General features: G+C 50.6%; 21 protein-coding genes. 10 read left to right on the forward strand and 11 right to left on the reverse strand.

What is annotated here, in order from left to right; all coding sequences use genetic code 11:
- Positions 1-35 precede the first annotated feature (35 nt).
- Entirely contained in the window at positions 36-2549 is a 2514-nt protein-coding gene (locus tag C0068_RS19020) for a TonB-dependent receptor (RefSeq protein ID WP_103686047.1), read from the reverse strand.
- Positions 2550-2877: 328 nt separating this feature from the next.
- Between C0068_RS19020 and C0068_RS19025 the strand changes: the two genes are divergently transcribed.
- Positions 2878-4101, forward strand: a complete 1224-nt coding sequence (locus C0068_RS19025) for an acyl-CoA desaturase (RefSeq protein ID WP_103686048.1) — start codon at positions 2878-2880, stop codon at positions 4099-4101.
- 193 nt (positions 4102-4294) lie between these two features.
- Positions 4295-4699: a GFA family protein gene (locus C0068_RS19030; RefSeq protein ID WP_103686049.1), complete on the forward strand. Its 405-nt coding sequence runs from the start codon at positions 4295-4297 to the stop codon at positions 4697-4699.
- Here the strand turns inward: C0068_RS19030 and C0068_RS19035 are convergent.
- From C0068_RS19035 to nhaA, 6 genes are all read right to left on the reverse strand, one after another.
- A complete protein-coding gene (locus C0068_RS19035) occupies positions 4696-5700 on the reverse strand; it encodes a GDYXXLXY domain-containing protein (protein WP_103686050.1) in 1005 nt (334 codons plus the stop codon). The genes C0068_RS19030 and C0068_RS19035 overlap by 4 nt on opposite strands.
- Positions 5693-7006, reverse strand: a complete 1314-nt coding sequence (locus C0068_RS19040) for a DUF2157 domain-containing protein (RefSeq protein WP_103686051.1) — start codon at positions 7004-7006, stop codon at positions 5693-5695. The genes C0068_RS19035 and C0068_RS19040 overlap by 8 nt, the downstream gene beginning before the upstream one ends.
- 206 nt (positions 7007-7212) lie before the next feature.
- Entirely contained in the window at positions 7213-9264 is a 2052-nt protein-coding gene (locus C0068_RS19045; RefSeq protein WP_103686052.1) for a hypothetical protein, read from the reverse strand.
- A 174-nt stretch (positions 9265-9438) separates the two neighbouring features.
- Positions 9439-10998, reverse strand: a complete 1560-nt coding sequence (locus tag C0068_RS19050) for a cation:proton antiporter family protein (protein WP_103686053.1) — start codon at positions 10996-10998, stop codon at positions 9439-9441.
- Positions 10999-11047: 49 nt separating this feature from the next.
- Complete coding sequence (locus C0068_RS19055) at positions 11048-11953, reverse strand: DUF1295 domain-containing protein (protein ID WP_103686054.1); 906 nt, start codon at positions 11951-11953, stop codon at positions 11048-11050.
- Positions 11953-13149 (reverse strand): Na+/H+ antiporter NhaA, encoded by a 1197-nt coding sequence (nhaA, locus tag C0068_RS19060; protein WP_103686110.1) that lies wholly within the window; start codon positions 13147-13149, stop codon positions 11953-11955. The genes C0068_RS19055 and nhaA overlap by 1 nt, the downstream gene beginning before the upstream one ends.
- Positions 13150-13390: 241 nt before the next feature.
- Here nhaA and C0068_RS19065 point away from each other — a divergent pair, with 241 nt between their 5' ends.
- Entirely contained in the window at positions 13391-14266 is an 876-nt protein-coding gene (locus C0068_RS19065) for an LOG family protein (RefSeq protein ID WP_103686055.1), read from the forward strand.
- Positions 14267-14352: 86 nt separating this feature from the next.
- The gene (locus C0068_RS19070; RefSeq protein ID WP_103686056.1) at positions 14353-15807 is read left to right on the forward strand and encodes an ATP-binding cassette domain-containing protein; all 1455 of its coding nucleotides are present in this window, start codon (positions 14353-14355) and stop codon (positions 15805-15807) included.
- 25 nt (positions 15808-15832) lie between these two features.
- Here C0068_RS19070 and mrcB read toward each other — a convergent pair whose 3' ends face one another.
- Positions 15833-18142, reverse strand: a complete 2310-nt coding sequence (gene mrcB / locus C0068_RS19075; RefSeq protein ID WP_103686057.1) for a penicillin-binding protein 1B — start codon at positions 18140-18142, stop codon at positions 15833-15835.
- A 153-nt stretch (positions 18143-18295) separates the two neighbouring features.
- Between mrcB and C0068_RS19080 the strand changes: the two genes are divergently transcribed.
- Positions 18296-19291 carry an adenosine kinase gene (locus C0068_RS19080; protein WP_103686058.1) on the forward strand — a complete coding sequence of 332 codons (996 nt, stop codon included), beginning with the start codon at positions 18296-18298 and terminating at the stop codon, positions 19289-19291.
- A 74-nt stretch (positions 19292-19365) separates the two neighbouring features.
- On the opposite strand, the gene C0068_RS19085 is transcribed toward C0068_RS19080, so the two are convergent.
- The 3 genes from C0068_RS19085 to C0068_RS19095 are packed head-to-tail and all read right to left on the reverse strand — an operon-like array spanning position 19366 to position 21413.
- Positions 19366-19953, reverse strand: coding sequence for a YajG family lipoprotein (locus C0068_RS19085; protein ID WP_103686059.1), 588 nt, complete (start codon positions 19951-19953; stop codon positions 19366-19368).
- A gap of 3 nt (positions 19954-19956) precedes the next feature.
- Complete coding sequence (locus C0068_RS19090; RefSeq protein WP_103686060.1) at positions 19957-20994, reverse strand: DUF2333 family protein; 1038 nt, start codon at positions 20992-20994, stop codon at positions 19957-19959.
- Positions 20991-21413 carry a copper chaperone PCu(A)C gene (locus C0068_RS19095; RefSeq protein ID WP_158250032.1) on the reverse strand — a complete coding sequence of 141 codons (423 nt, stop codon included), beginning with the start codon at positions 21411-21413 and terminating at the stop codon, positions 20991-20993. Before C0068_RS19095 ends, C0068_RS19090 begins: the two co-directional genes overlap by 4 nt.
- A 179-nt stretch (positions 21414-21592) precedes the next feature.
- Between C0068_RS19095 and C0068_RS19100 the strand changes: the two genes are divergently transcribed.
- From C0068_RS19100 to prmA, 5 genes are all read left to right on the forward strand, one after another.
- On the forward strand, positions 21593-23287 hold the full coding sequence (locus C0068_RS19100) for a protein-disulfide reductase DsbD family protein (protein WP_103686062.1): 1695 nt from the start codon (positions 21593-21595) through the stop codon (positions 23285-23287).
- 180 nt (positions 23288-23467) lie between these two features.
- A complete protein-coding gene (aroQ, locus tag C0068_RS19105; protein ID WP_103686063.1) occupies positions 23468-23908 on the forward strand; it encodes a type II 3-dehydroquinate dehydratase in 441 nt (146 codons plus the stop codon).
- 34 nt (positions 23909-23942) lie between these two features.
- Positions 23943-24401, forward strand: coding sequence for an acetyl-CoA carboxylase biotin carboxyl carrier protein (gene accB / locus C0068_RS19110; protein WP_103686064.1), 459 nt, complete (start codon positions 23943-23945; stop codon positions 24399-24401).
- A gap of 61 nt (positions 24402-24462) precedes the next feature.
- Positions 24463-25803: an acetyl-CoA carboxylase biotin carboxylase subunit gene (gene accC / locus C0068_RS19115; protein WP_103686065.1), complete on the forward strand. Its 1341-nt coding sequence runs from the start codon at positions 24463-24465 to the stop codon at positions 25801-25803.
- A gap of 84 nt (positions 25804-25887) precedes the next feature.
- Positions 25888-26775 carry a 50S ribosomal protein L11 methyltransferase gene (prmA, locus tag C0068_RS19120; protein WP_103686066.1) on the forward strand — a complete coding sequence of 296 codons (888 nt, stop codon included), beginning with the start codon at positions 25888-25890 and terminating at the stop codon, positions 26773-26775.
- Positions 26776-26781 lie beyond the last annotated feature (6 nt).

Consider the following 26781-nt stretch of genomic DNA (forward strand, 5'->3'; position numbering starts at 1 on the left):
CCGTCTTCACCATTCTCGCTAAAATCACTGCAAGATTAATAACGATAAGTAAGATCCAAGCCGTAGCTCAATGGATCACCCCATAACACCGCGCGGTCAGCATGGGGCAAATTATCGATGGCGTAGGTTTCATACTCTTCGTCCAATAGGTTTTTGCCCCACACGGACACACTCAAAGTACCCTTGGCTATCGCAATCTCATCCAAGCTCAAACGCGCATTCCACAGCTGATAGTCGCGCAAAATGGTATAGGCGTTTTGAACATCGCCGCCGCCCAAGCGAGTGTCCATATAGCTGGTATTGAGGTTGAAATTTAGTACCGCGTTTTCACCACGCCATGCCATCCAATCCGCTGAAGCGGTAAAGCTATTCACCGGCGCCGCCGAAAAGGCATAACGCTGCGTAACGTTATTGCCAAAGCTATCGATGACTTCGGTAATCTCAGCATCTAAGTAGGCATATTCGAATGCGATAATCAGGTCTTCGCCTAATAGGGCTGTGGCATCTAACTCAAACCCCGTCATGCTAGCCTTGCCCGCATTCAATACCTTAGTATCTGCGACGGTGCCATTGAGCAAAAAGTTCATCTGCATATCATCAAATTCGGTGCGATAGACATCGGCATTCACCCGCAGACGACCATTTAGCCATTCGCTTTTTATACCCAACTCAGCGCTAAGCGCTTTCTCCTCGCCAAAGCCATCGGCAAAGCCGACCCCGTAATCAATGCCATCAGACGCCGCACCTTGGCTGCCGTCCAACTGAGGATCGCGGGTATTGAAGCCACCACTTTTATACGCCTCGACGAGTTTGCCGTAGACATTAATCGCCTCTGACAATTCGTACTCCACCAGCACGCTATATGAATCGTCCTTAAAACGACGCTCACCAGTAACATTATCAAAACGGCGATCCCCAGGCAGGCCCGCCTGCGCCAAAACTGGGCTGAGAATGGGGCCCAAAACGGGGTTTTGAACTGCCTCTGCCAAAGGCAGAACCAAGGGCAAAGCACCCAGCGGCGAGTACTCTATAAACACCTCGTCGCGCTGGTTTTTTAAGGCGTAGCGATGGTCCCGAGAATGCCGAGCACCGAGGCTTATATGTAAGGCTTTATTGAGAATATCCGGCGTCCATGTCAGCTGCCCAAACACCGCCAAGGCTTGATTCTCTACCTGATATTTTTGACTAAGCAAATTGACGATATGCGCCCCTTCGAATCCATCAACCGGTGCCCTTAGCTGCAAATGAAATGGGCTATTATCTTCGACTGCGGATTCTTCAAAATAGTAAGCACCAACAATATACTCAATGCCGAGGTCATCAAACGCACTGCTAAACTGCAACTCGTGGGAACTTTGATGCTGCCTAATTTCAGGTCGCACCAAGGGCGTTGGCCCGCCGTTGGCAAAATCCGCTGCCAGGCCGTCATAGCGGTTGGTATCTAGTCGATAATCCGAGGCGCCGAGACCGCCACCCAAGTCTGTATAAGCAGCATCTTTTAATTCGCGATAAGAGCCAATGTATTTAAAATCACCCAGCTCAGTCGCAGCATCAAAGATAATAGCGTGCCCCTCAACATCGCTATTTGATGCCTCTAAGGGCGAGCTAGTCGCCATCGAACTCAGCATAGTGCTAGCAAAACGGCTGCGGGCCTGCGCGCTGTTTTTTATGGCATTTGACTGGCCCTTATTACCGTCGGGGTCAGGGGGCGTCACGGCCTGAAACATATAATTGTAAAATTCCAACTCCGAGCGATCATAGCTGTAATCCAAACGCATCTGCTCGCTAATATCCCAGCCCAAATCAAAACGCATGCCCTTAATGTCGCGATCCCCAAAATCGCCACCGGGGCCGGTATTTTCCACAAAGCCATCGCGATTTTCGCTTAAATAGGCAAACTTCACCGCCAAACTATCCGCGATGGGTAAATTCACGCTGGTCTTTGAACGCAGCAAGGCGCGATTCCCCGCCGACAGTACCTGAGTAAATTCCACAGCATCGGGATTGGGGCGACGGGTAATCAGATTAATCGCCCCACCGGTTGTATTGCGACCATAGAGTGTGCCCTGCGGCCCACGTAAAATTTCTATCCGCGCTAGCTCAGCAACATCCATCGACGTGCCGCTAGACCTGGCGATATAGACCCCGTCTAAATACAGCGTCACCGGCGTGTCCTGCGTCACCTGAATGTCACCAATTCCGATGCCGCGAATATAAATCCGCAAACTTCCACCATTTATCGGAAACGGCTCAATGGTCAGTCCCGGCACTTTACTGGCAATATCTTTTAGACCGCTAATACCCTCAACCGTCAAACGCTCCTCATTAAACACGGTTAGAGATATGGGGGTATCCTGCAGCGACTCAGTTTTCTTGCGCGCACTGACCAACACCTCCTCTAAACGGCTCTGTTCGGCGGCATCTGCAATATTGGCATTAACTGCACCACCCGTAGCCAAGGCTAGCAGTAAAGATCTAAATAAGACGAGTTTGTATGCGCTTGGCAGTTGCCGCGCCCTGGGGTTAACCATCGCTTGAGTAAACGTCATCGCATTCCGTTTCTGAGTCATTGTTCTAATTGTTTATCAGCCCATGCACGTCGCATGCGCAGCCTTCTGAGCATTAGCAAAACCGCCGCGCCAAGGCGGGATAACCATACCACAGGGGGCCTAAACAGAAACCTCGTTTACGTACTGCCCGCCTTAGGGAAAGTGCGCATACCACACAGCAAGATTCTGCGATAAGTTCGAAATCAACATAATTAAGCATCCGCCAGCGCTAGAACCTCACATTGTCATGAAGTGGTAACTGTTCTTGCCGGGAGGCTTTCTATAAAATGCATACTACTGTAATTATTAGACACCCGAGGCCAGACTCATGCCCGAGCAGACACAGCCTGGAAACATCGCTGCCGACGCCAAGCCACCACTGCTATGGATGCAAACCATACTGTTTTCTAGCACCTTACTCATCGCCCTAATCGGCGTACCTTGGTACGGCATTAGTCACGGATTTACATGGAGCGCTTGGTTGGGCTTTGCGCTGATTCTCGGCGCGAACGGCATGTCAATCACCGCCGGCTATCACCGCCTCTGGGCCCACAATAGCTACAAGGCACACCCGCTATTAAAGGTTCTCTTTGCCTTATTCGGCGCCGCGGCAACCCAAAACAGTATTCTTATTTGGGCATCTGGCCATCGCCGCCACCACCGCCACGTCGATCACGTCGATCACGACCCTTATTCTGCTAAAAAAGGTCTGTGGTATTCCCATATCGGCTGGATGCTGCGCGACTACCCTGCCAGCAGCGAAGACTTCTCCAACGCCAAAGACTTACAGCGTGACAAAATCGTGATGTGGCAACACCGCTACTATTTGCCCTTGGTGCTATTTATGAATATCGCACCGGCAGTTGCCCTCGGTTTTATCACCGGCCATATGCTAGAAAATATTCTACTTGCTGGCGTGCTGCGCTTAGTGGTCAGTCACCACACTACCTTCTTTATCAATTCTTTAGCTCACTACTGGGGTCGCCGTCCTTATACCGACGAAAACACCGCTCGCGACAATGACTTTTTGGCACTGCTGACCTACGGCGAGGGCTATCACAACTACCATCATATTTTTCAAAATGACTACCGCAACGGTATTCGCTGGTGGCACTACGACCCAACCAAATGGCTAATCAAGTCTGCTTCGTGGATGGGTTTAACCTGGGATCTCCGCAAAATTCCTGACTTCAAAATTCAACGTGCAGTCATGACCATGCAGTTCAAAAAGGCGGAGGAGGCTTTGCGCAATCGCAAGGGCGGCGACGCAAATCAGTTCACCGCCTTTTTAGAGCAGGAATACCAACAGTTCTGTGATCACCTAAATGACTGGAACGCCGTCAGCCAACGCTGGATGGAAGCCAAGCGTGAACACCTCGCCGCGCAAAAAGACGCGCTGCAGCTAAACTTGGCAGGCAAAAAAGAAACCTTACAACAGAACCTGCACGAAGCGTGGGAACACGCCACCTTGCGCACCCGCTTAAAAGAACTGGAATACGCGCTAAAAATGCAACGCAAACGCCTGCAAATGCTGACAATGGAAATGGCGTAATTTCCCACCCTTTCAATACGGCTTCACCCTGTCGCTTTTTCGCAAACAGAGTGAAGCCGAGTTACCCCCTGCCAACCCCCACTATTAAGCCGATACCCGCAGCACCGCTCTGGGGCAGCAATTAAATATATTGTATAGTTTAAAGCTGCTTATCTGCGTTCAACCCCGATAAAAGCCAAAACGGAAAATCAATATGGCCATCACCGGCGAATGTTTTTGTGGAAGTATCAAATACCAAATAGACGGTAAATTAAAAGACGCCAGATCCTGCCACTGCTCCCGCTGCCGCAAAGCGTTTAGCTCGGCAGCCTCTGCATATGCACTGGTAGATCCGGCAGAGTTTACATGGCTAAAAGGTGCGGATTTGCTGAGCAGCTATCAATCGATGCCGGATTTTGGTTTTCAGTTTTGCAGTAAATGCGGATCAACCCTGTGCGGCACCCACAAGGGCGCACCGCACGGGGTAACCTTGGGATGCATCAACGGCGACCCTGATATAGAAATTGGCTACCACCTCTACGTTGGCTCCAAGGCCAAATGGGAAGTGCTAGCAACGGGAATTAAGGCGTTTAATGAAGGACCGCCACCGCAAAATTAATCGATTCGCCCACGCACATTAAAGGCCGGTGATGCCAATTCCCCCTGCCACAACATAGCCGCAACGCCTTCAGTATCGGCCGCTGGCAGCGGCGGCCGATAAATCATACGAAAGCGCTCATTGGGCGCCGCAGCAGCAAGTGACGCAGAGCCCGTGACCCCGTCTTGTAAGACATACCAACGCGGCAAAGCCGTATCTAGCTCCACGCGATACTCCTCATTCGGCGCCAAGGTAAGCACATCGCTCGCCTGCAATTTATAAGTACTGCAGCGTGTATCCGCCATTGTGTAACGGCGCCCAGTATCTCCCTCTGCCTGCAAAGAGAAGCCGCAATGCAATTCGTTATCAACGATCTGCAAAGGCGCATCAGAAACATTTTTAAGCGTGACGATGAGTAAAGGACTTCTTGGCGGCGCACCCTCGCCGCGCTCCTCTGTCGCTAGCTCGGTATTCTGCTCTAAACGAATACCAATGCGGCTCCAACGGTAAGCCACTAGTACCGCTTGGCCACGGCTACCTACCGCAAGCTCCACTTCCATCGGAATTTGCAAGGCATTACCAGCGCCGCGCTTATCTTCTATTTCTACACCGCGCCCCTGCTGAACAAAATACTGTTCGATACCGTAGCGCAACTGTATTTGACCACCGCTGACATCACGATTCACTCGACCCAGTAAAAATACACCCGAGCTAGGCTTGCGATCGGTGAGATAATCTAGCTGATACACACCCATCGCGCTCGGCGCTAATACGGCATACACCTTAGCGTCGCGCTTTAATGAACTCGCAGGCGTGGATGAACGAAACCGACTAACATCAACGCTGTTTAGGGAATAACTTAAACGTACGAAATCTCCGCGAAATGGGTCACGGGGATCAATCGGCGCTGTACGTAAATACACTCGCTCGCCGCTGACCCGAATCCATTCACGCTCGCCAGCCATAAACGCCAAAATCACAATTTGACCCAGCACCAACAGTACAATAAATAGTTTACGCACGGGGCTTCTCCAATTTACGACGAGTATTTTGTTTGGAATACCGCACACCAATCACAAAGAGCAATAAGCCCAGTAATAGGAAAATAGCCGACCTCGCCAGTAAACTTTCGAATAAATCTGTAAAGCGCGCCACCGCCAATAGCACGAGCATCACACAGCCAAGTGACAATAATTTTGACCTTAAATGCTCAGTACCTCGGTACACATAAAATAAGGCATGTGCTAAAAATGCGAGGTTAAACACCACTCGACTCCAGCCGCTGAGATCAGCTCCCGACAAGCTGGGCAGCACCGCGAGCAATAACACAAACAACACCAAGCCACTTTCTAGCCACTGCTCCAAACTCGCTGGACGGCTACCCTTACGAACAAGTGCAACAAACCATGCAACTAAAACTAACAGTGAGGGCAGCAGAATATATAGGAGCCCAAATCCCGGTAATTCAGACATACCAGAAAGGGAAGGAAGTCCCGTAAACGTACCCACGTAAATCAAGGGCAGCCACAACAGGCTGCCGCAGAGTGAAAATACGCCACTACTTTCTGGGTAAGCACTGACAGAAACAATGCGCGCAAGCGCGAAGTAGCTCCCTAATAACAGCAGGCCAAGTGCAAACAAATATCTATCACCAAGACCGACTACCGTGAAGGCATACGACAGCGGCAACGCTAGCAACAAGACAGCCAATAGAGATGAGGCGCGCTGCATCCAGGCCAGCGGCAATAAGCCTAATAATAAGATCCAGGTCGCGAGCGGCAAATGACGACCAAACTCAAAGGTCTCTAAACCGCTCCACAACAGCAATAAAATCGTCGCCAATACTGCATGCGCAATCGATGGTAGGGCCCAAGCCAAACTCAGTGCGGCAAGACACCACAGAAAAAAACCATCGGGGTAATGCGCATCAAAATGATAAATTTGTGCAATCAACCAAATCCCAGCACCGAATAACATTGTGCCAAGCAGGTGGAAACTTTCTATCATTCGCGGATTGGATTTCTCATTCTTGGCCATCAATAAAGCCGCGCCGTGCGCGCCAAGAATACCAAGCCCAATTGCCGCCAATTTCATATAGCGGTGCATTCCCTCCCAGTTATAGGCGAACAGCAGAATAACCCCCAGCCCAAATACACCAACACCTAGCAGGGCAAAAACCACCTTCCCCCACGCACCATCACCCTTTGGCTTATACGCAACAAACGCCGGATAGCGGGCATACAGCGTTTGTGCCTGTTGATCGGTGATAATGCCCTCCCGCAGCCATTGCGCAATCTCTGCACGTAACCAAGGGTTATTGTTTTCCATAGTGCTCCCGCAGAATTCAACTTGCCGGACAAGCGTTCCAGCTTCTCGCCAATATTATGGACATTTGCCAGAAACATCGAAAGGGGCAAACCCTCAGATCAGAATATTTATCTAGCGCCGTTTAAATAAGCAAATACTGCAGAATAAAGAAAGCCCGCAGTCAAAAAGACTGCGGGCTTGAGCTTTATACTACTATTAAATTGATACTAGAACTTACGCATCAACACTATCGACTCTGGGTTCACCGTCGCCACGGAGCTACTAGGGGCAACACTGCCAGTGAGACTGGTGTCTGTCAGAAAGTTACGCCAGACTTGAATCGCACCACCAGCATTGGCTTTTTCTGCCACATACAAATCAGCGCCATCAAACGCGATATCAACAGGATTGCCCAGACCCGTCAGCGGTCCGGCAACGCGCTTCGTTACCGCCGTATCTCCGCTGGCTGTAGAGGCAAACTCCAGCGCCAATAGCGCGCCATCGGCGGCATCAGCAGCCAAACCCACATCGCTCAAAATAAGCGTGTCTGAACGCTGGTCGTAGCGAACAGCGTGTAAATTGGTCGCAGCTGGGATGAGCGTAATCGTCCTTGATACGCCATTGCTACCAAGATCAACGGAGAAGTTATCGTAAGCGTCGACACTGCCGTTGGTTTGAGCCACATACAAAGTATCGTTTAGTGGGTCATAGTCACTATCCCACGGCGTACCGGTACCCGGCAGCGTTGCCAACGGCGCCACATCACCTGCCGCGCAGCTGCTAAAAATAAGCACTCCACTTACACCGGTGTCAGACACTAAAATTAGACCGAGGTCGTCAGCAATTTCAACGCCCTTAGGAGTCACCAATGTGGTGTTGGCGCCAGAGATGGTGCGATCACGGGACACGTCAAAACCACCCCCACTACGACCATTCAAGGCACTTACTACAGCAATTCCCGGGGTTGCGCCGGCGTTATAAGCAATATAAGCATCGCCATTGCGGTCTAACACTACATTTTCAATACCTGTTAAACCAGTAGCTGCGCTGGCGGCATTAAAGGTTTGCACCGGAGTACCTACGTTACGAGAGGTCTTAAAAAGCAGACCTGCTGGGCCAGCACCGGGATTACTGGTGGTAAGTAAGCTATAAGCCGTCGTTGAGTCTGTAATATCTGTTGCACCCGAAACAGGTTCAGAATTTAGCAGAACCGCGATAGATTCCGGCTTAGTTGTTGCAAAGGCCACATCAGCGGGTAAATCTCCGCCAGCACTTTCAAAAATATTCCGATAAACCAAAATCGCATCATTAGATTTTTCGGCAATACGAACATCGCTGCCAACTAACTCAAGATCAACAGGATTACCCAAACGAGTATTAGGACCAAAAATAGTCACGCTCGGGGTGACACTACCAGTGGCAGTACTGGCATTTGCAAATACATACAGACGGCCATCAGTTGCATCGGCAGCTGAGCCCACATCGCTAACAACTAAGCGATCACCTGCTGGGTCATAGTCTATGCCGTGAAGATTGGTGGTGGCACCAGCAGTTGATGAAGTGAATATCCGCGGCGCCATCGCGCCAAGATCGGTTGAAAAGTCGTCAAACACCGCAACAGAACCATTCGTTTGGGCGACAAACAAACGGTCTTTAGTATCGTCATAAACAATATCCCAAGCGTTTGCACCCAAACTAACCGTGGCCAAAGGAGCTTGATCACCAGCTGCAGCCGCGCCAAATATCAATAGATTATTGCCACCAACATTAGCCACAACCACCAAACCCGCGCTATCTATTTTAGCAATGCCCTTGGGAGTCACTAAACCAGTGCTGGCGCCACTAAGCGCTCGACTTGCATCACCACTATTTCTACTGACCGCGTTACACGCAGTCACAATACTAGCCGGCATCACCGCATCTTGTGCCTGCACCAAATGCCCCGCCTGATCGACCAGCAAGCCTTCATTAGCACCACTACTATAGGTATTTAATAACCCCAATGACTCATTTCGTACCCTTACATTGCTATCACCCCCACCATTGCTGGCCACTAAAATCGTCGCCGGCGCAAAAGCTGGGGTGCCGTTTTGCCCGTCTAAACCATTACTACCATTAGTGCCGGGAGCCCCCGCTGCACCTGAAGCACCATCTCGTCCATCGTCTCCGTCACAAGCGGCTAGGCCCATAGCAGCTATCAGCACGGCTCCAGCCAGAGCCGTGCGATGAAATGAAGTATAGCCAAAGCGGTTTTGTGAATTATTATCTAAAATTTCCATACGCTAAGTACCTTTAAGTGAGGCAGCAACAAATCCTATGCACTGAAAAGTTAAACGGCAGCACCGCTTAACTGACTTTGACTAGCTACTGCACTAACTCATTTATTTAGACAGTGCTATCCACTCAGCGTACGAGAAGACTCGCTTTTTGGATTTAACAATAGGGAAATTTACTTAGACCAACTCTTCCATTACCCGCTCCGCAAAACCATGACCGGCTTCTGCGTAAAGATTAAAGGTAATACAGCCCATGCGGGTCAGCTCTTCATGTTGATCAGGGAATCGCGATACCACGGCGATCCGTCCTTGGTAATTAAGCTGTTGAAGCAGTTTAACAACATCCACATTCTCAGCATGGTTGGTTAAGCTAACCAGCACCGTTTTACGCCTATGCAAGTCTGCGCGCTCTAAAAAATCTCGGTCACTGGCATCCCCAGGCACACACAGTCTGCCGGCCAATCTCAGTTTTAAGGCCTTGTCTGCACTTTCCTCTACACCAATAATTTTATTGGGATAATGCTGACTCAAATAATCGTAGGCGCCACTGCCAATACGGCCCATACCAAAAATAAGAATCTCGGCATCACCTAAATCCACGGGTCGCTCCTGCAACAGCAACTCACTGCGCTCCATTTTTTGCAAACGTGTGGCCAAACGCGCATATAAAGAATGCACATGCGTATTAAATGGCACCGCAATAAACAGAGACAAGGCCATCGCCACCGCCAAGGTTGTTAACCACGCCGCAGGAAGCTGCCCACCTTTAACCGCCATCGCCGCCACTATTAGTCCGAATTCGCTGTAATTAAATAGTGACAAACCTACTAACAGCGAGGTTCGAGCCCGCAGGCGGAACATCACCAAAAGGGTAAAATAAATTAAGGGCCGCAATAAAATTAGGCCGCCGATAGCAAGAGCTACCAAGAGCATTTCACCGCTGGGTAAGCCGGCGTAGCCAATACTGAGAAAAAACGCGGTTAGAAAAATATCTTTAAAATTAATAAGGCCTTTATACAGTTCAACGCTTTTAGAAATATTTGACAGCAGCACACCAAATAATAGCGCGCCCAAGCCCCCTTCCAAATGCACCATTTCAAATAGTTCAGCACTACCAAGGGCCACTGCAATACCAAATAAAATTAGCAGTTCACCGTGACCAGCTTGCTTTAACAGAAACACTAACAGCGGCCTGAGTAGAGGTAGAGCGAGTAAAGCAAATGCCCAAGGCGACGGTGCCTGCTCGGCAGAAAACACCAAGTACGTAACGGCAAAAATATCCTGCACCACCAATATACCGATCGCAATTTTTGCATGCAGGGCAGCGCCCTCACCTCGCTCATCAAAAATTTTGACAGCAAATACCGTGCTAGAAAACGACAGTGCGAAGGCCAGCATCCAAGCCACCGATGTGTCTATCGCCTCCACGCTAGGCATGAGCCACACCAAGCCCAATAACATCCCCGCTGTTAAGGGCACCACAATAGCAGTGTGTAAAGACGCCGTTGCCCAAATTTGTGGCGCCAACAATTCCCTGATATTCAATTTTAGTCCGATGGTAAATAGCAGCAGGATAATACCGACTTCAGACAGAGTGTGGATCACCTCAGCATCGCCAATCTGCAAACCGCCCGCTAAAAACCCCGCCGACAAATACCCCAGCAACGGCGGCATACCCGCACGCCGAAAAGCCAATCCCGCAACAAAGGCGAGCCCCACTAAAATGGGTTCAATCATAACTACTAATCCGTCCTAATATTTATTCCAATTTAAATTCGGCAAATCATCAACGCAGCTTAGGAATCAATACCGGCGTCGTATTTTTATAATGAAGATAATCAGCATTACCCTCCCAGCGCCGATCCGCCCGAGCCTCTAGTAGCGGAACTCCGCTCACACGGCTTAACAAAAAAATAACAAAACAAGGTGACAATAAACCGAGATACATCCAAGCGTTTAAGACCGGCCACGCCACTACCGCAACACCAAGCCAAAGCACAATCTCGCCAAAATAATTAGGATGTCGCGATCTGGCCCACAAACCTGTGTTAATAAATTGGTCTTTATTTTGGGGCTGCGATCTAAACCTGCGCTTTTGCCAATCCGCTACGGTTTCAATAGTCATACCAAGCAGCCAGAGAATACCGCCCGCAATAGCAAATCCATCCAAGGGCTGAGTGTTTTGAACACTAATCGCCAAGATGGCACAGAGCTGAATAAAAAATACCCAAACACCCTGCAATGTCCATGTTAATAAAAAACGAAAGAAATTCGTTTTAATATCATCGAAACGACCGTCACCGCCGTCATTCAATATACGTACAAATAGAAAACTACCAAGCCGCAGCGCCCACAAAATAATTAGCACGGCTAAGAGCAGAGCACGGAGATCTCGGTGCTCTGCAAAACTCAATGTAAACGAGATGACAGTGATATTCGCTATGGCGCCAACTAAATCGTAGTAACGCTCTGTCTGATAAAAATAGGCGTGCACAAAACCAAACCACTGGCTTGCAAGGGCAATAATCAACGCCCACATCGGCACGGTGAGCCCAAGCTGCGTTGGCATACCTCGAGAAGACAGCAAGGCAACAACTACACTAATTGCCAGCATAACGAACAGCACCGCCATGCTAATTAGCGCAACTTTTGTATGTGATGTTTTAACGTCGTTTGCTAATTTCTCACTCATTAACGGCTAACTGACTCCTTGGCCGGCAAGCTTAAACGCAACACCGCATAGCCCAAACCACCCGACAATAAAGAGCCCAATATAATTCCTAAGCGCTCGTCAAACATTCGGTTCACCCCCGTTTCTTCGAAGGCCAAAGACCCTACAAATAAGCTCATGGTAAAACCAATGCCGCACAACAATGCAGTGCCATACAAAGAGGCCCAAGACATATCATCAGGTAAACGCGTTAAGTTTAATTTCACCCCCAACCAACAAAACGCAAATACACCAAGCTGCTTACCCACAAACAAACCCAGCGTAATACCCAAGGGCACGCCGTGCATAACGCTATCCAAACCAAGCCCACTGAAGCTAATACCAGAATTGCAAAAGGCAAAAATCGGTAGAATGAAGAAGGCCACCGCACTATGTAGATCGTGCTCTAGCGATTTAGCCGGTGAACTTTGCGAAGGATCTTTTGCCCGCATAGGAATAAACAGTGCAAGAATTACCCCCGCCAAGGTAGCGTGCACACCGGACTTAACCAGTGCGATCCACATCACCAAGCCTACAATCATATAGGGACTTTTTTCATCGATGCCGCGACGATTCAAACACCACAACACCACAATACAAGCGGCTGCTATCAGCAAGGCGGTCAGAGAAATTTTGCTGGTGTAAAAAAACGCGATGATCAGAATCGCGCCAATATCGTCAAAAATTGCCAGTGAGGTTAAAAATACCTTTAGACTTAGCGGCACCCGCGAACCCAACAAACTCAAAACACCAAGAGCAAAGGCGATATCTGTTGCGGTTGGAATTGCCCAGCCCTGCATAGCCACAGGATCATTCGGGTTTAAAAGCACGTATATCAGTGCCGGTACGACCATACCACCAATAGCGCCCAATCCTGGCAGAATAATTTTGCGCAGGTCGGAGAGCTCGCCCTCTAAAAACTCGCGCTTGAGTTCAAGGCCTACCAACAGGAAAAACACCGCCATAAAGCCGTCGTTAACCCACATCAACAAGGGCTTCGCGAGCGCTAGAGCGCCAACCTGCACCACTACTGGGGTGTCTATCAATAAATTATAAACACTGACAAGGGGGCTATTTGCTAGCACCATAGCAATGGCACTCGCCATAACCAACAAAATCCCACCAGCGGACTCTTGCTTTAAAAAATGACTGATAAATGAATCGTCTGATTGCGTCATAAACACCTGTGTGAATTGCCACGCCATTCATTATTTGGGTTTGCAGTCTGTAAACGCCAGCATCACCCGCCTTGTTATTGCGGCTTTTCAAAGATCATACCGCCTAGACAGTCCAACACAAGTTATTCCACTCCTTTATCGTCTGGCGCAATAAACAATCTGCGGCAGAAGGCAGACAGGCCTTGCCCCGTTCCCCAACTTGACGCAGCATAGAAGGCAGTCATTCGTAAGGAAATAATAAATGCCGAATAAATCAAAACTGCGTGGCGCCAACTTCCCATCCGCTCGCGAGGAAATGCCCAGTAATCAGCAAGACATTCCGGCCGCGTATCGACTAGCCTATACCGACCAAGACTTTTTACTCCGAGAGGAATTACGCGGCCTACGCTTCCACCTGGAACTGCAAAAGCCTGAAATGATATTGAAAGAACACGGCGTAGAATCCACCATTGTCATTTTTGGGAGCGCGCGCTTTCTGTCCCCAGAGGATGCCGATGCAGCCCTAAAGGCCGCTGAAGCCGACGGTGATCCCGCCAAAATACGTGCCGCAAAACGAGAGCAGCGCAATAGCCACCACTACCAACAGGCGCAAAAATTGGGGGAACTCATCGCCTCTCACTCTGCAAATTGCGATGAAAACGAACAGCTCTATGTAGTGACCGGCGGTGGCCCTGGGATTATGGAAGCGGCAAATCGCGGCGCAATGGAAGCAGGTGGTCGCTCTATCGGTTTAAATATCGTATTGCCCCACGAACAAGAGCCCAACCCCTATATCAGCCCTGAGTTTTGCTTTCGCTTTCACTACTTCGGCATTCGCAAAATGCACTTTATGTTGCGGGCGAAGGCGCTCATCGTTTGTCCCGGCGGTTTCGGTACCTTCGACGAACTCTTCGAGGCCCTGACCCTTATCCAAACCGGCAAATCTAAGCGGGTGCCCATCATCCTCATCGGTCATGAGTTTTGGCGTCAAGCGATCAATTTAGAGTTTTTACGCGACGAAGGCGTGATCAGCCCCGACGATGTCAATATGATTTCCATTGTTGATACCGCAGAGCAAGCATGGCAGCAAATTGTTGATTTCTATCAACTCAGCCCAGGGCAATGCATACGTTGCTAAGCATTGTCCGCAAGAGTATCAAGCTCCCTATTGATACTCTTGCTTATGGTACAATACGCGCCTATTTTTCTGCGTAACGGTTTCACATGTCAGCCCCTATTGTCCGCTTTGAACATATTCGCTTTGCCTACCAACTCGACCCCATCCTCGACGACTTTAATTGGCAGTGGCCACAGGGTCAGCACATCGCCATTCTTGGTGGCAATGGTGCCGGCAAAACCACCCTCGCCAAGCTGATCACCGACTCGCTGCGCCACAATAGTGGCGAGGTGAGTTATGCCGACGATATTGGGCCGGCGAATATTGCGCATATATCCTTTGACCTACACCGCGAATTAATGGAGCGCGATCGCCGTTTTGACGACAGTGAAACTCGCGAAGATGCCTTCGATGTTGGCACCACTGTGCAAAACATTATTCTGCAGGGTCAAAAAGCAAATGCCGAATTTAGCCAACTCTGTGAGCGTTTAGGTATCGGCCATATTCTTGAACAGGGCATTCGCTACATCTCGACAGGCGAAAGCCGCAAGACCTTATTAGCCCGCGCGCTATTCGCCAAACCCGCCGCCTTAATTTTAGACAATCCCTTTGAAGGCTTAGACGTAAAAGCCCAAGCAGAGATGCACAGCCTGCTCGCAGAATTAGTTAGCTCGCCAACACCGCTCGTGCTGCTCACCAAAGACGCCAACGATATACCTGACGCCATCGACACCGTATTCAATATGGCCCACGGCAAAATACTGGGGGAATGCAGCGCCAAAGATGCCAAGCAACAGGCGAAGGCCGTTCACCACTACGCCAAGCCCTTACCCATTGCAGACGCGCCCGTCCACCCCTCAGACACGGCATTATTAGAGCTGCGCGACATCAACGTAAACTTCCGTGGCAAACAGGTACTCAGCGATATTAATTGGACCCTCATGCCCCATCAGCACTGCTGTATCAGCGGGCCCAATGGCGCGGGCAAGTCCACTCTGCTCGGTCTGCTATGTGGCGAAAATGATAAAGCCTATGGCCAGCAAGTATTTTTATTTGGCCGTCAGCGCGGTAGCGGCGAAAGTATATGGGAGGTGAAATCTCAATTTGGCCTGCTCAATACCAGCATGCAAATGAGTAATTTAAAGCGCACCAAGGTGATAGATGTTGTCGCGTCTGGACTGTTCGACTCGGTGGGTTTGTATACTGACTACAGCGAAGGCCAGCGCCAGCTATTAGTTGCCTGGCTAGATGCGCTAGAGTTACTTCCCCTCAAAGATCAACGCTTCGACCGTCTGTCCTTTGGCGAGCAGCGCATGATTTTACTGGCGCGGGCAATGGTGAAGTCACCGCGTATTCTGATTTTAGACGAACCCTGCATTGGCCTAGACAACGAGCAAAAATCCAAACTGCTGGGCGCCGTCGATCAAATTGCCGCCCACGGCCAAACTCGGATTTTATTCGTCAGCCATCGCAGCGAAGAAGTGCCGGATTGCATCAACCAATTTATGGACTTAGTCCCCTCTGATAAAGGCGGCTATACCGCCCATATTCGCGAGCGCTAAGTCCGGCAATTAAAGGTGTGTTTAATTAATCAAACACACCTTTAAACCATTTCCACATTTTCTCGCCATCGGGGGCGCAGCCCCCACTTTCAGTCGGCGCACTGCCACTCATAAACGGCATATACCGAGCACCTTCACACCAAGACTGGGTTAATTTACCAGACTCGCCATCAACCCACTGGTATTCAACGCCCGCTGTTTGCGAGAACGGCATTTGCTCGGTGCTCGCTTCGGCCATAAACTGCCGCCACACGGTGAGCGCACCACTTGCGCCAGTTAAACCCGTGGATGCGTTATTGTCTAAACCCATCCACACCACCGCCATATAATCGCCAGCAAATCCAGCAAACCAAGAATCGCGGGTGTCGTTACTGGTACCGGTTTTGCCCGCCACGCGATAATCTTTAGGCAAGACGTTATATACGCCCTTACCTGTACCTTCGCGGACGGTTTCTAACATTGCATATTGCAATACATGCACAGCGGCGGGGTTAACCACTTGCTTGGGCTTTTGTGGATAACGCGCTAGCAACTTACCTTTGCTATCCGAAATTGCATAAATCGTTCGCAAAGGGGTATAACGCCCCTCGGCGGCAATCGTCTGATACATGGATGCCACTTCAATCGGTGCCAATTGCGCCGCCCCTAGTAACATCGACGGCACCTCCAGCAAGGGGCGCTGAATACCCAAGCGCTGGAACATATCCATCACATTACTTAAGCCTACTTCCATACCCAAGCGAGCGGTCGCGAGATTATAGGAATGCGCCAGCGCGGTGTGTAAAGGGACATTACCGTGGGATTTGCGGTCATAATTAGACGGCTTCCACAGCGAGCCATTGGCATTGGGTATCGTGATAGGTTCGTCAGATACCCGCGTAACTAAATTGTAGTAACGCGGCTGATTAAGCGCCGCCAAAAATACCGCTGGTTTAGCCAAAGAACCAATAGGTCGCAAGGCATCTAGAGCGCGGTTAAAGCCAGCATAACGCGGCCGTTTGCCACCAATTACCGCAACCACATCACCGCTATTAACCTGTGTAACCACCATCGCAACTTGCAAATCTTTTTGGCGACTTTCCAAGCGCGCCAAGGATTTTACTGTGGCTTTTTCAGCACGGCGTTGAAGCACCGGATCAAAGGGCGTGAAAATTCTCAGGCCGCTATTTTGCAATTCCTTGCTTTGATAGTCACGGCTGAGTTGCCGACGCACCAAATCCACATAGGCGGGGTAAACACCATCTAATGCCGAGGATTTTGCCAATTCCAGCGGCTCTTTTTGCCAGGCCGCCAATTGTGCGGGGGTCAACCAGCCCTGCTCAGCTAACTCACCCATCACGATATTACGACGATTTTTAGCGCGCTCAGGATGACGCCAAGGGTCGTAATAAGAGGGTCCTTTCACCAAACCGACCAGCATGGAAATTTGCGCAAGATTTAACTCGTCCAGCGGTCTATTAAAATAGTGACGCGCCGCCAAACCAAAACCGTGAATGGCTCGGTTGCCCTCCTGCCCCAAATACACTTCATTTATATACGCTTCAAGAATACGATCTTTGCTGTAGTGCATTTCGGTGAGAATCGACATCACCGCTTCTTTAGCTTTACGCCACAGGCTGCGCTCGCTGCTTAAAATGGTGTTTTTCACTAACTGCTGGGTTAGCGTGCTGCCGCCCTGCACTGTGCGACCGGCCTTAATATTTGCTAGAAACGCACGGGCGATACTGCGGGGCGAAATACCAAAATGGCTGTAAAAATGCTGATCCTCTACCTGCACCAAGGTTTCAATGAGCATTTGCGGCACTTCCGCCAAGCTCAGCATCAAGCGGTCTTCATGCCGACCAGGATAAACACCACCAATCACCATGGGGTCTAATTGCTCTTCAGCAATCCGCTCACCAAGGGTATTGCGCACCACACCTACCGTAGTCACCCCCATATCTAATTCAATTTTACGCGCAGGCCGATCGCCATCAGCAAAATTAAAGGGCCGTATAAATATTGAAAAATGATCGCCTTGGCGTCGGTATGTACCCGGCTCATCCACTAATTTACGAGAGCGATAGCCCAATTCACCCAGTTCCGACTCTAATTCATAGGCGGTCAAAATCGCCCCCGACGCCAAAACTAGAGGCCGCGCATACACCTTGGCCGGCTGCTCATAGCGCTTGGCGTCGAATGCGCCGCGCACCTTGGCATCGCTGTAGGCAAACAGAATAAGCAATAACACCAGACCAACCAGCGAGAGCTTCAAAAACAAGCTCAACCAAGAAATATTTCGAAACTTGAAATTACGAAACCTGCCGCCACCGCGCTTGGGGGATTTTTTAGCCATTCATCACAACCAAATAATTTTCATTGATACACATAAGACTTCATTCAAAGCATTAATACGCTGATGTTCACGCTATTACAGCGCTAGCGCATTGCAAATCGACATTCAAACCGGATAATAGCGGCACTTTACCGCAAGTAACTGGCAAATAAGATGAAAAAATACCACCTCTATGGCATTGGCGCTGCGCTGGTCGACACCGAAATTGAAATTAACGACCAAGAGCTCAGCTCTCTCGGCGTTGAAAAAGGTCTGATGACCCTCGTTGACGCCGCTCGTCAACAGGAACTCTTGGACAAGCTAAGCAGCCATATGGTTCATGCTAGTCTGGCAAGCGGTGGATCAGCATGTAACTCCGTTATTGCCGCCGCCTATTTTGGTGCCAAAAACTACTATTCCTGCAAGGTCGCCAACGATGAACACGGCGATTTTTTCATGAATGATATCAAAGCCGCTGGGGTAGATGCCGACTTTGACGGTGAAAAATCCGCAGGTGTTACCGGCAAATGTTTGGTACTCATTAGCCCAGACGCCGAACGCAGCATGAATACCAATTTAGGTATTAGCGAGACCCTATCGATCAGTGAGCTGAATGAAGCCGCCCTCGCGGATTCGGAATATTTTTATGCCGAAGGCTACTTAGTCACATCTGATACCGGCCGCGCTGCAGCTATTGCCGGCCGTAAAATCGCTGAGCAAAATGGGGTTAAAACCGCCCTAAGTTTTTCAGACCCAGGCATGGTCAGCTTCTTCCGCGACGGCTTAGTGGAAATGCTAGGCGACGGCGTGGATCTCATTTTCTGCAACGAGGCAGAAGCCTTGGGTTGGGCGCAGAGCGACTCTTTAGACGACGCGGTTTCGGCGTTAAAAACCGTCAGCAAGACCTTTGCCATCACGCTAGGCGCTGAGGGCGCACTAGTATTTGACGGCAAGGAACTGCACAAAGTCAGCGGACACAAGGTCAAAGCCGTCGATACCAACGGTGCCGGCGACATGTTTGCTGGGGCGTTTTTGTACGCCATTACCCATGGCTACGATTTTAAACAAGCCGGCAACTTAGCCAGTCGCGCCGCCGCTGAAGTCGTGTCCCAATACGGGCCGCGCCTTGCGGGACCAAAACACCGCGAATTGTTAGCAAGTTTTATCTAAGCAACACTGCGGACATAAAAAAGGCAGGGCCCCGCAAGGAGCCCTGCCTTTTTCTTAGCTAGCCTAAAAGCGCCTTAGCTCTTCTGTAAAAATGCCACTAGCTTAGGATCTGAAAACATACTCTCTAGCACTTCAGTCACCAACTCATTCACCAAGGTGGTGTTTTGAGCCCCGCTGGGCGCGTTAAAAAACTTCTGATTACGCTTTATGCGGTAGCGTCCTTGATAGTGCTCATTGCCCCGTCGCGCCTCAACCTCTACGGTCGCCGACATATCCATATCGTAACCAACACCGTCTTCTTTTGGGTGGTCGTAAACGAGGGAAGTAAAAATAACATGTAGATCAGCCGTGGCGGGATTCAAACTATCTACGTCGTAACCCATTTTTGCCATATAAGAAGACAGTGCTTTTTCAACCGGCAGCGACAGGTCATTCGCTAGCGTGATCACCGCCGTTTCTCGATAAGCACCCCCACGGCTACCCAAGACTTTATTGGCACGCTGATCACTAACCCGCACATGCACCGGACTCTGCCCGCCGTTTTGTTGGGTGGGCGCTGCAAAAGTCGGCGCAAGCTTTATCGCTTGCGGGCTCTGTGCACACGCTGTTATCAACAAGGCCGCCGTTAAGACAATTCCTTTCATCACTGTTGTGTAGCTCATCTCTTATCCTTGGGACAATAAATCACGTAAATCAGTAATCGCAGCATTGGCCCGAGTTATATACGAGGCCATGACTAACGAATGATTGGCGAGCAAACCAAAACCGCCGCCGTTCAACACCATTGGGCTATACATTGCCTGCTGGGTTCCCTCTAGCTCGCGGATAATTTGCCGCAAACTTACCGCAGCATTCTTATTAGCGAGCACATCGGCGAAATCAACTTCGACCGCACGTAAAAAACAAATCAGGGCCCAGGCCGTGCCCCGCGACTCGTAAAACACATTATCTAGCTTTAACCACGGTGTTTTCACCCGTTGCTCGCTTTCACCTGGCGTTGATTGCCGCGCATTGGCATCGTTGGCTAAATCCGTATTCAATCGCGGCCGTCCAACACTGGCGCTCAAGCGCTGCGACAAGCTGCCTAATCGCGACTCCACCCCAGCCAACCAGTAACGCAAATTGTCCGCCCGCGCATAAAACTGGGCCTGCGGGTCGTCTACATCACTCAGCCGCTTACGATAGGCTTTTAAAAATTTAATCCCCTGTCCATACTCAGACTCAGACGCCGGCACTGCCCAGCTATTATTAGAAAAATTAAAGCGCGGCTCAGCCTTGGCCAAATCTGCATCTTCCTGGGACTGCGACTGCGAGCGGCTAAAACTTTCGCGCATTGCCCTGCTTAAATCCCGCACTTGAATGAGCACGCCGTATTCCCACGCTGGCATATCATCCATAAAAATACCGGGCGGCGTAATGTCGTTGCTGATAAACCCGCCCGGCTTATTCAACAATACTTCGCTTACATCAATTAAGGCCGAGGTTGTCGCCGTACCTACCACCGCCTTTTTAGCATCTTGCTGTAAATAGCGGGTTTCTGGCATATCGGGTGTAAAGCTCCAATACACCCCAAATACCACCACTAGCAATAAGTACACGGGCACCGCAACCGCCGCAATGCGCCACGCCACACCGTTACCCAGCCAGTCCTGCATCGCTTCTTTCGCAGCGCCAAAGGCGCCTGATATTCTCTGCTTTATCATGGCTGATTTCCTATTATGTCGTTTAGTGCAGACGCTTCATTTAGCACGCTAATGACTGGCGCTGTCACGCTTAGCTCCTCACCATCTGCAGTTCTCAAACTAAAGCTAACTGACTCACCTTCTTTTAAAGGCCGCTTAAGATCAATCAACATAAGATGATAACCGCCGGGCACAAAGCGAAGACTCTGCCCCGCTTCAACACGCACTGACGACTGCATCTGCATCGACATCATGCCGTTTTGGTGCCGATGGGCGTGAATTTCAAGTTGTGCAGCGGCAGCGCTACTACCCGCCTGTAACTCAACTGCCTCAGCACCAGCGTTCTCCACGGTAAAAAATGCCGCAGTATTGCGCTGATTCGGCGGTAAACCGCGAACATAGGCATTTTTAATCTCAAGCGCCTGCGTCACAACTGGCATCACAAGACATATAAACAGGGCGCAAGCCCTAAACTTCACCACAATTTTCCCCCAGAATAGCCGCACCAGCATACACGGCGCATATTAAAATACCTGCATGCTGGCACCAAAGTTATACTCACGCGTCCAAGCTATCGAATTTAACGTATCATACCGCTACAGTTTAAGTGATTGTATTTATGAAGCCGTTTTTATTACTGGTAATTCTGCTATTCGCAGGCCCAGCCTACAGCGCAGATGATTTTTTTGCCGCTCCCAAAGCGGTGGCATTTGGCGACAGTGCACCGACATTTCTGCCGGTTGAAGAGGCATACCAGTCACAGCTGCTTTGGAATGAGCAGGATCTACTACTCAACTGGACCGCTGCGGACGGCTACTATCTTTACAAAGAGCGATTCGCGATTAAAGCCAGCCTCAATGGCAAACCCGTCGATATCGCAACAGAATTCGAAGCCGGCAAACTAAAACAAGACCCGAATTTTGGTGAAACAGAAGTCTACTACTACGGCACAAGCATCACCCTTAGCCAATTACCCACTAGCCCTTTCACCCTTTCGATCACTTCACAGGGCTGTGCAGATGCCGGGCTTTGCTACCCACCGCAAACCCAACACTATCGCATTGATCCCCAGCAGCGCTTAATCGATGAGACAGACTCGGCAAGCGCATCTAATGGCGCCCTTACATTGTCTGGCGAAGTAGAAAGCAATCACGCACTGTGGCTGATATTAGTTTTCGCCGCATTGGGTGGCGCTATCCTCAATCTTATGCCCTGCGTATTCCCCGTACTGGGTCTAAAGGTATTGAGCTTTACCAACACCAATAAAGGCAGCCCGCTGCAGCACGGCCTTGTGTACAGCATAGGCGTGATCAGCAGCTTTGTTTTAGTAGCGGGGGTACTCATTGCCCTGCAACAGGCCGGCCAAGCGATTGGCTGGGGCTTCCAACTGCAAACACCTTGGTTTGTCGCCCTGCTGGCCAGCTTATTTTTTATACTCGCGCTCAACCTCTTCGGCTTATTTGAGATTGGCGGCAGCTGGATGAATGTCGGCAGCGATATAAGTCGCGACAAAGGCTACCGCGGTAGTTTTTTCACCGGCGTACTCGCCACCGTGGTTGCCAGCCCCTGCACCGCCCCATTTATGGGCACCGCCGTTGGATTTGCCGCCAGCCAACCCGCAATTATCGCACTATTGGTATTCGCCTTTATCGGCGTAGGCATGGCACTGCCTGTGCTGCTGCTGACCCTGTTCCCCGCTGGCCTGCGCAAACTGCCCAAACCCGGCAACTGGATGATTACACTGCGCCAGCTTCTCGGCTTCCCGCTATTGGCAACGGCCATTTGGCTGGCTTGGGTCATCGGCCGCCAAACCGGTGCCAACGGTATGGCTATCACGCTAATAGCATGGTTATTGATAGGCTTTGGCCTATGGCTGCGCAGTCACGGCAAAAAAATACTGGCAGCGCTCTTCATTATTGCCAGCCTCGCAGGCCTCGTTCTCAGCTTAAACTCGCCGCCACGCGAGCCAACACTAGCAAGCGGGCAGTTCGACAAAAGCGAAATTCAACGGCTACGGGAAAGCGGCCAGAACGTCTTTCTTGATGTCACCGCCGACTGGTGCATCACCTGCGCAGCTAACGAAACATTGGTTCTCAACACCAAGACGATTCGCGACGCATTCACCCAGCATAATGTGCATTATTTAATCGCCGACTGGACCCGCTACGACCCCGCCATCACCGAGCTACTGGCCGACTACCAACGCAACGGCATTCCCCTGTATATTTACTACCCCGCCGATCTTAGCGCGACAGAAATTATACTGCCCCAGGTGCTGACCAAATCGATGATCATTGAGCTGCTAAACAGATAGGATAAGCCGCCAACGGTGTTAACACCGAAAACACTGGCATCTGCAAAATGCCGGCTAACTTCTGGAAACTTGCAGACAACTGGACGCTATCTTAAAAAATTCACGAGATGCGTTGGACTCATATATCCAAATAAGGCACAATCGCGCTACACCCTGAATGACTCATTCAAGCAGCGACTTATGGCATCAATACTCGTTCTTCACGGCCCTAATCTAAATTTACTCGGCACCCGTGAACCCGGCGTTTACGGCAGCACCACACTGGCGGATATTGATGCGCAGCTACAGCTCATTGCCAAAACCAATGGCCACCACCTGCAGTCTATGCAAAGCAATGCCGAATACGAATTGATCGAGCGCATTCATCTGGCACGCCCAGAGGGTATCAACTTCATTATTTTTAATCCGGCGGCGTTTACCCACACCAGCATTGCCCTGCGCGACGCACTGCTCGCGGTAGACATTCCGTTTATTGAAGTACATCTGTCCAATGTGCACGCAAGGGACAGCTTCCGTCACCACTCCTATTTTTCGGACATTGCTCGCGGTGTCATCTGCGGTCTGGGCGCCCAAGGCTACCAGTTCGCGCTACAAGCAGCGATGGACCAATTAAACCAATAACGTCTTTAACAACTAGCCATTCAAGAGAGCGACTATGGATATTAGAAAAGTAAAAAAGTTAATCGAGCTACTCGAAGAGTCAAACATTGACGAACTGGAAATTAAAGAAGGCGAAGAATCTGTACGCATCAGCCGTAACAGTGCCGCCAAGGGTATGCCTGCACCTCAGTATATTAGCCAGCCGATGATGCAAGCACCCGCCGCCGCGCCAGCTCCTGCCGCCGCCGCTGCCGAGCCAGCCAAAGCTGCCGAACCAAGCGGCCACATTATTAAGTCACCTATGGTCGGCACCTTCTACCGCTCACCTTCACCATCTTCTCCGGCCTTTGTTGAAGTTGGCCAGCACGTTAAAGTCGGCGATGTTATCTGTATCGTTGAAGCAATGAAAATGATGAACCAGATCGAAGCTGACAAAGCTGGCGTAATTGAAGCCATTCTTGTCGATGACGCTGAGCCGGTAGAGTTCGATCAATCCTTGATCACTATTGTGTAAAACGGGTACACCCGGAACAAACAATCGTCCGATCAACGCACCCCATAGGGATTGATTTCAAATGCTTAAAAAAGTTGTCATTGCCAACCGAGGCGAAATTGCACTGCGCATACTTCGCGCCTGCAAGGAGCTTGGCATTAAGACCGTGGCAGTCCACTCCACTGCAGACCGCGATTTAATGCATGTCCGCCTAGCCGATGAGTCGGTCTGTATTGGCCCCGCGCCATCGCCAGCTAGCTACTTAAATATTCCGGCTATTATCAGTGCCGCCGAAGTCACCGACGCCGTGGGCATCCACCCTGGCTACGGATTCTTAGCCGAAAACGCTGACTTTGCCGAGCAAGTCGAAAAAAGCGGCTTTGTCTTTATCGGCCCCACCCCCGACATCATTCGCATGATGGGCGACAAAGTATCGGCCATTAAAGCCATGAAGAAAGCGGGCGTACCGACAGTACCCGGCTCCGATGGCCCAATTACTGAAGATAATGACCACACTCTCGCCGTTGCCAAGCGCATTGGCTACCCCGTTATTATCAAAGCCGCTGCCGGCGGCGGCGGTCGCGGCATGCGTGTTGTTCACAGCGAAGCGGCCCTGCTAAACGCGGTCTACGTAACGCAGTCAGAAGCCAAGGCAGCCTTTGGCGACGACACGGTGTATATCGAGAAATTCCTTGAAAACCCACGCCATGTCGAAATTCAAGTTTTGGCAGACGGTCAGGGTAATGCGATTCACCTTGGTGACCGCGACTGCTCACTGCAGCGCCGCCACCAAAAAGTGCTAGAAGAGGCACCCGCGCCTGGCATTCCAGACGAAATCCGCAACCAAGTTGCCAAGTCCTGCGTTGATGCCTGTATAGCCATCAATTATCGCGGTGCGGGCACCTTTGAGTTTCTCTACGAAAACGGCCAGTTCTTCTTCATTGAGATGAACACCCGTATTCAGGTTGAGCACCCCGTCAGCGAAATGGTGACCGGTGTCGATTTAATCAAGCAACAGCTGCTAGTTGCCGGCGGTGAGAAATTATCTATCACCCAAGATGATATCAAAATCAAAGGCCACGCCTTTGAATGCCGTATCAACGCCGAAGATCCCAAAACATTTATGCCCTGCCCAGGCTTGATAAAACACTATCATCCACCGGGCGGGCTAGGTGTTCGGGTAGACTCGCACCTATACAGTGGTTACACCGTGCCGCCCCATTACGATTCGATGATCGCCAAAATCATCACCTGGGGCGATAGTCGCGAAATTGCACTAAGCCGTATGCGCAATGCCCTAGACGAATTAGTCGTAGATGGCATTCGCACCAACACCGAATTACATCGGGACTTGGTGCGCGACTCTGCCTTCCGCGAGGGTGGCGTTAGCATTCACTACTTAGAGAAAAAACTTAAGCTCTAAGCAGCCTAAGTCTGTAACATATCAGGGGCCTGTTTTCGGATAGGCCCCTTTTTTATTTCTGACAACTATACAAAAGAGCACGCCATGACCTGGTTACAACTGCGACTCGACGCCGACCCAGCCACCGCCTCCACTTTGGAAGACGCACTTTTAGAGGTAGGCGCCGCCGCAGTCACTATGGAAGACAATGCCGATCAGCCGGTGTACGAACCCGGCGTAGGTGAAACGCCCGTTTGGCAACACACCCGCGTCACGGGACTATTCACCGCCGACACCGACATGACCGCCACGCTTGCCGAACTGCAGGGGCACTATGGCCAAGAATTACCGCCACTGCGTATCGAAATTTTAGAAGACCGCGATTGGATAAGAGAGTGGATGGACAGCTACCACCCCATTCAATGCGGCGAGCGCCTGTGGATTTGCCCTAGCTGGCGCGAGCCCGTCGACCCCAAGGCTGTTAATTTATTACTCGACCCCGGCCTCGCCTTTGGCACCGGCACCCACCCAACCACATGGCTGTGTATGCAGTGGCTAGATCAGCAGGACCTCAGCGGCCTAACGGTAATCGACTACGGCTGTGGCTCCGGCATACTTGGCATCGCAGCGCTGCTGCTCGGCGCGCAAAAAGTCATTGCGGTAGACAATGACCCTCAGGCATTGCTCGCCACCCGCGACAATGCCCGCCGCAATAATATCGACGACAGCCGCATAGAATGCCTGCTGCCAGAGCAACTCCCCAGCGAGCTGCGCGGCGACGTCATGGTTGCCAATATCCTCGCAGGGCCGCTAACGTCGCTGGCACCAAATCTTGCCGCCACACTTAGCGCAGGCGGACCAATCTGCCTATCCGGCATATTGCACAGCCAAGCCAAAGAGCTGATGAATTGCTATAGCCAATGGTTCGATGAGCTAAACCTGACCACAAAAGAAGAATGGGTTAGGATATCCGGCAGTAGAAACAATAGTTAAAGCGAC

Source organism: Zhongshania marina (genome assembly GCF_002915595.1).
GTDB classification, from domain to species: Bacteria; Pseudomonadota; Gammaproteobacteria; order Pseudomonadales; family Spongiibacteraceae; genus Spongiibacter; species Spongiibacter marinus_B.

Excerpts from the sequence above, each read along its gene's own strand:
- C0068_RS19090 (WP_103686060.1), bottom strand. The coding sequence starts at position 20,994 with ATGATAAAGCAGAGAATATCAGGCGCCTTTGGCGCTGCGAAAGAAGCG.
- prmA (WP_103686066.1), top strand. The coding sequence starts at position 25,888 with ATGACCTGGTTACAACTGCGACTCGACGCCGACCCAGCCACCGCCTCC.
- C0068_RS19045 (WP_103686052.1), bottom strand. The coding sequence starts at position 9,264 with ATGGAAATTTTAGATAATAATTCACAAAACCGCTTTGGCTATACTTCA.
- C0068_RS19040 (WP_103686051.1), bottom strand. The coding sequence starts at position 7,006 with ATGGAAAACAATAACCCTTGGTTACGTGCAGAGATTGCGCAATGGCTG.
- C0068_RS19020 (WP_103686047.1), bottom strand. The coding sequence starts at position 2,549 with ATGACGTTTACTCAAGCGATGGTTAACCCCAGGGCGCGGCAACTGCCA.
- accC (WP_103686065.1), top strand. The coding sequence starts at position 24,463 with ATGCTTAAAAAAGTTGTCATTGCCAACCGAGGCGAAATTGCACTGCGC.
- C0068_RS19030 (WP_103686049.1), top strand. The coding sequence starts at position 4,295 with ATGGCCATCACCGGCGAATGTTTTTGTGGAAGTATCAAATACCAAATA.
- C0068_RS19080 (WP_103686058.1), top strand. The coding sequence starts at position 18,296 with ATGAAAAAATACCACCTCTATGGCATTGGCGCTGCGCTGGTCGACACC.
- C0068_RS19095 (WP_158250032.1), bottom strand. The coding sequence starts at position 21,413 with ATGCCAGTTGTGACGCAGGCGCTTGAGATTAAAAATGCCTATGTTCGC.
- C0068_RS19100 (WP_103686062.1), top strand. The coding sequence starts at position 21,593 with ATGAAGCCGTTTTTATTACTGGTAATTCTGCTATTCGCAGGCCCAGCC.
- C0068_RS19070 (WP_103686056.1), top strand. The coding sequence starts at position 14,353 with ATGTCAGCCCCTATTGTCCGCTTTGAACATATTCGCTTTGCCTACCAA.
- C0068_RS19055 (WP_103686054.1), bottom strand. The coding sequence starts at position 11,953 with ATGAGTGAGAAATTAGCAAACGACGTTAAAACATCACATACAAAAGTT.
- C0068_RS19025 (WP_103686048.1), top strand. The coding sequence starts at position 2,878 with ATGCCCGAGCAGACACAGCCTGGAAACATCGCTGCCGACGCCAAGCCA.
- mrcB (WP_103686057.1), bottom strand. The coding sequence starts at position 18,142 with ATGGCTAAAAAATCCCCCAAGCGCGGTGGCGGCAGGTTTCGTAATTTC.
- nhaA (WP_103686110.1), bottom strand. The coding sequence starts at position 13,149 with ATGACGCAATCAGACGATTCATTTATCAGTCATTTTTTAAAGCAAGAG.
- C0068_RS19085 (WP_103686059.1), bottom strand. The coding sequence starts at position 19,953 with ATGAGCTACACAACAGTGATGAAAGGAATTGTCTTAACGGCGGCCTTG.
- aroQ (WP_103686063.1), top strand. The coding sequence starts at position 23,468 with ATGGCATCAATACTCGTTCTTCACGGCCCTAATCTAAATTTACTCGGC.
- accB (WP_103686064.1), top strand. The coding sequence starts at position 23,943 with ATGGATATTAGAAAAGTAAAAAAGTTAATCGAGCTACTCGAAGAGTCA.
- C0068_RS19050 (WP_103686053.1), bottom strand. The coding sequence starts at position 10,998 with ATGATTGAACCCATTTTAGTGGGGCTCGCCTTTGTTGCGGGATTGGCT.
- C0068_RS19065 (WP_103686055.1), top strand. The coding sequence starts at position 13,391 with ATGCCGAATAAATCAAAACTGCGTGGCGCCAACTTCCCATCCGCTCGC.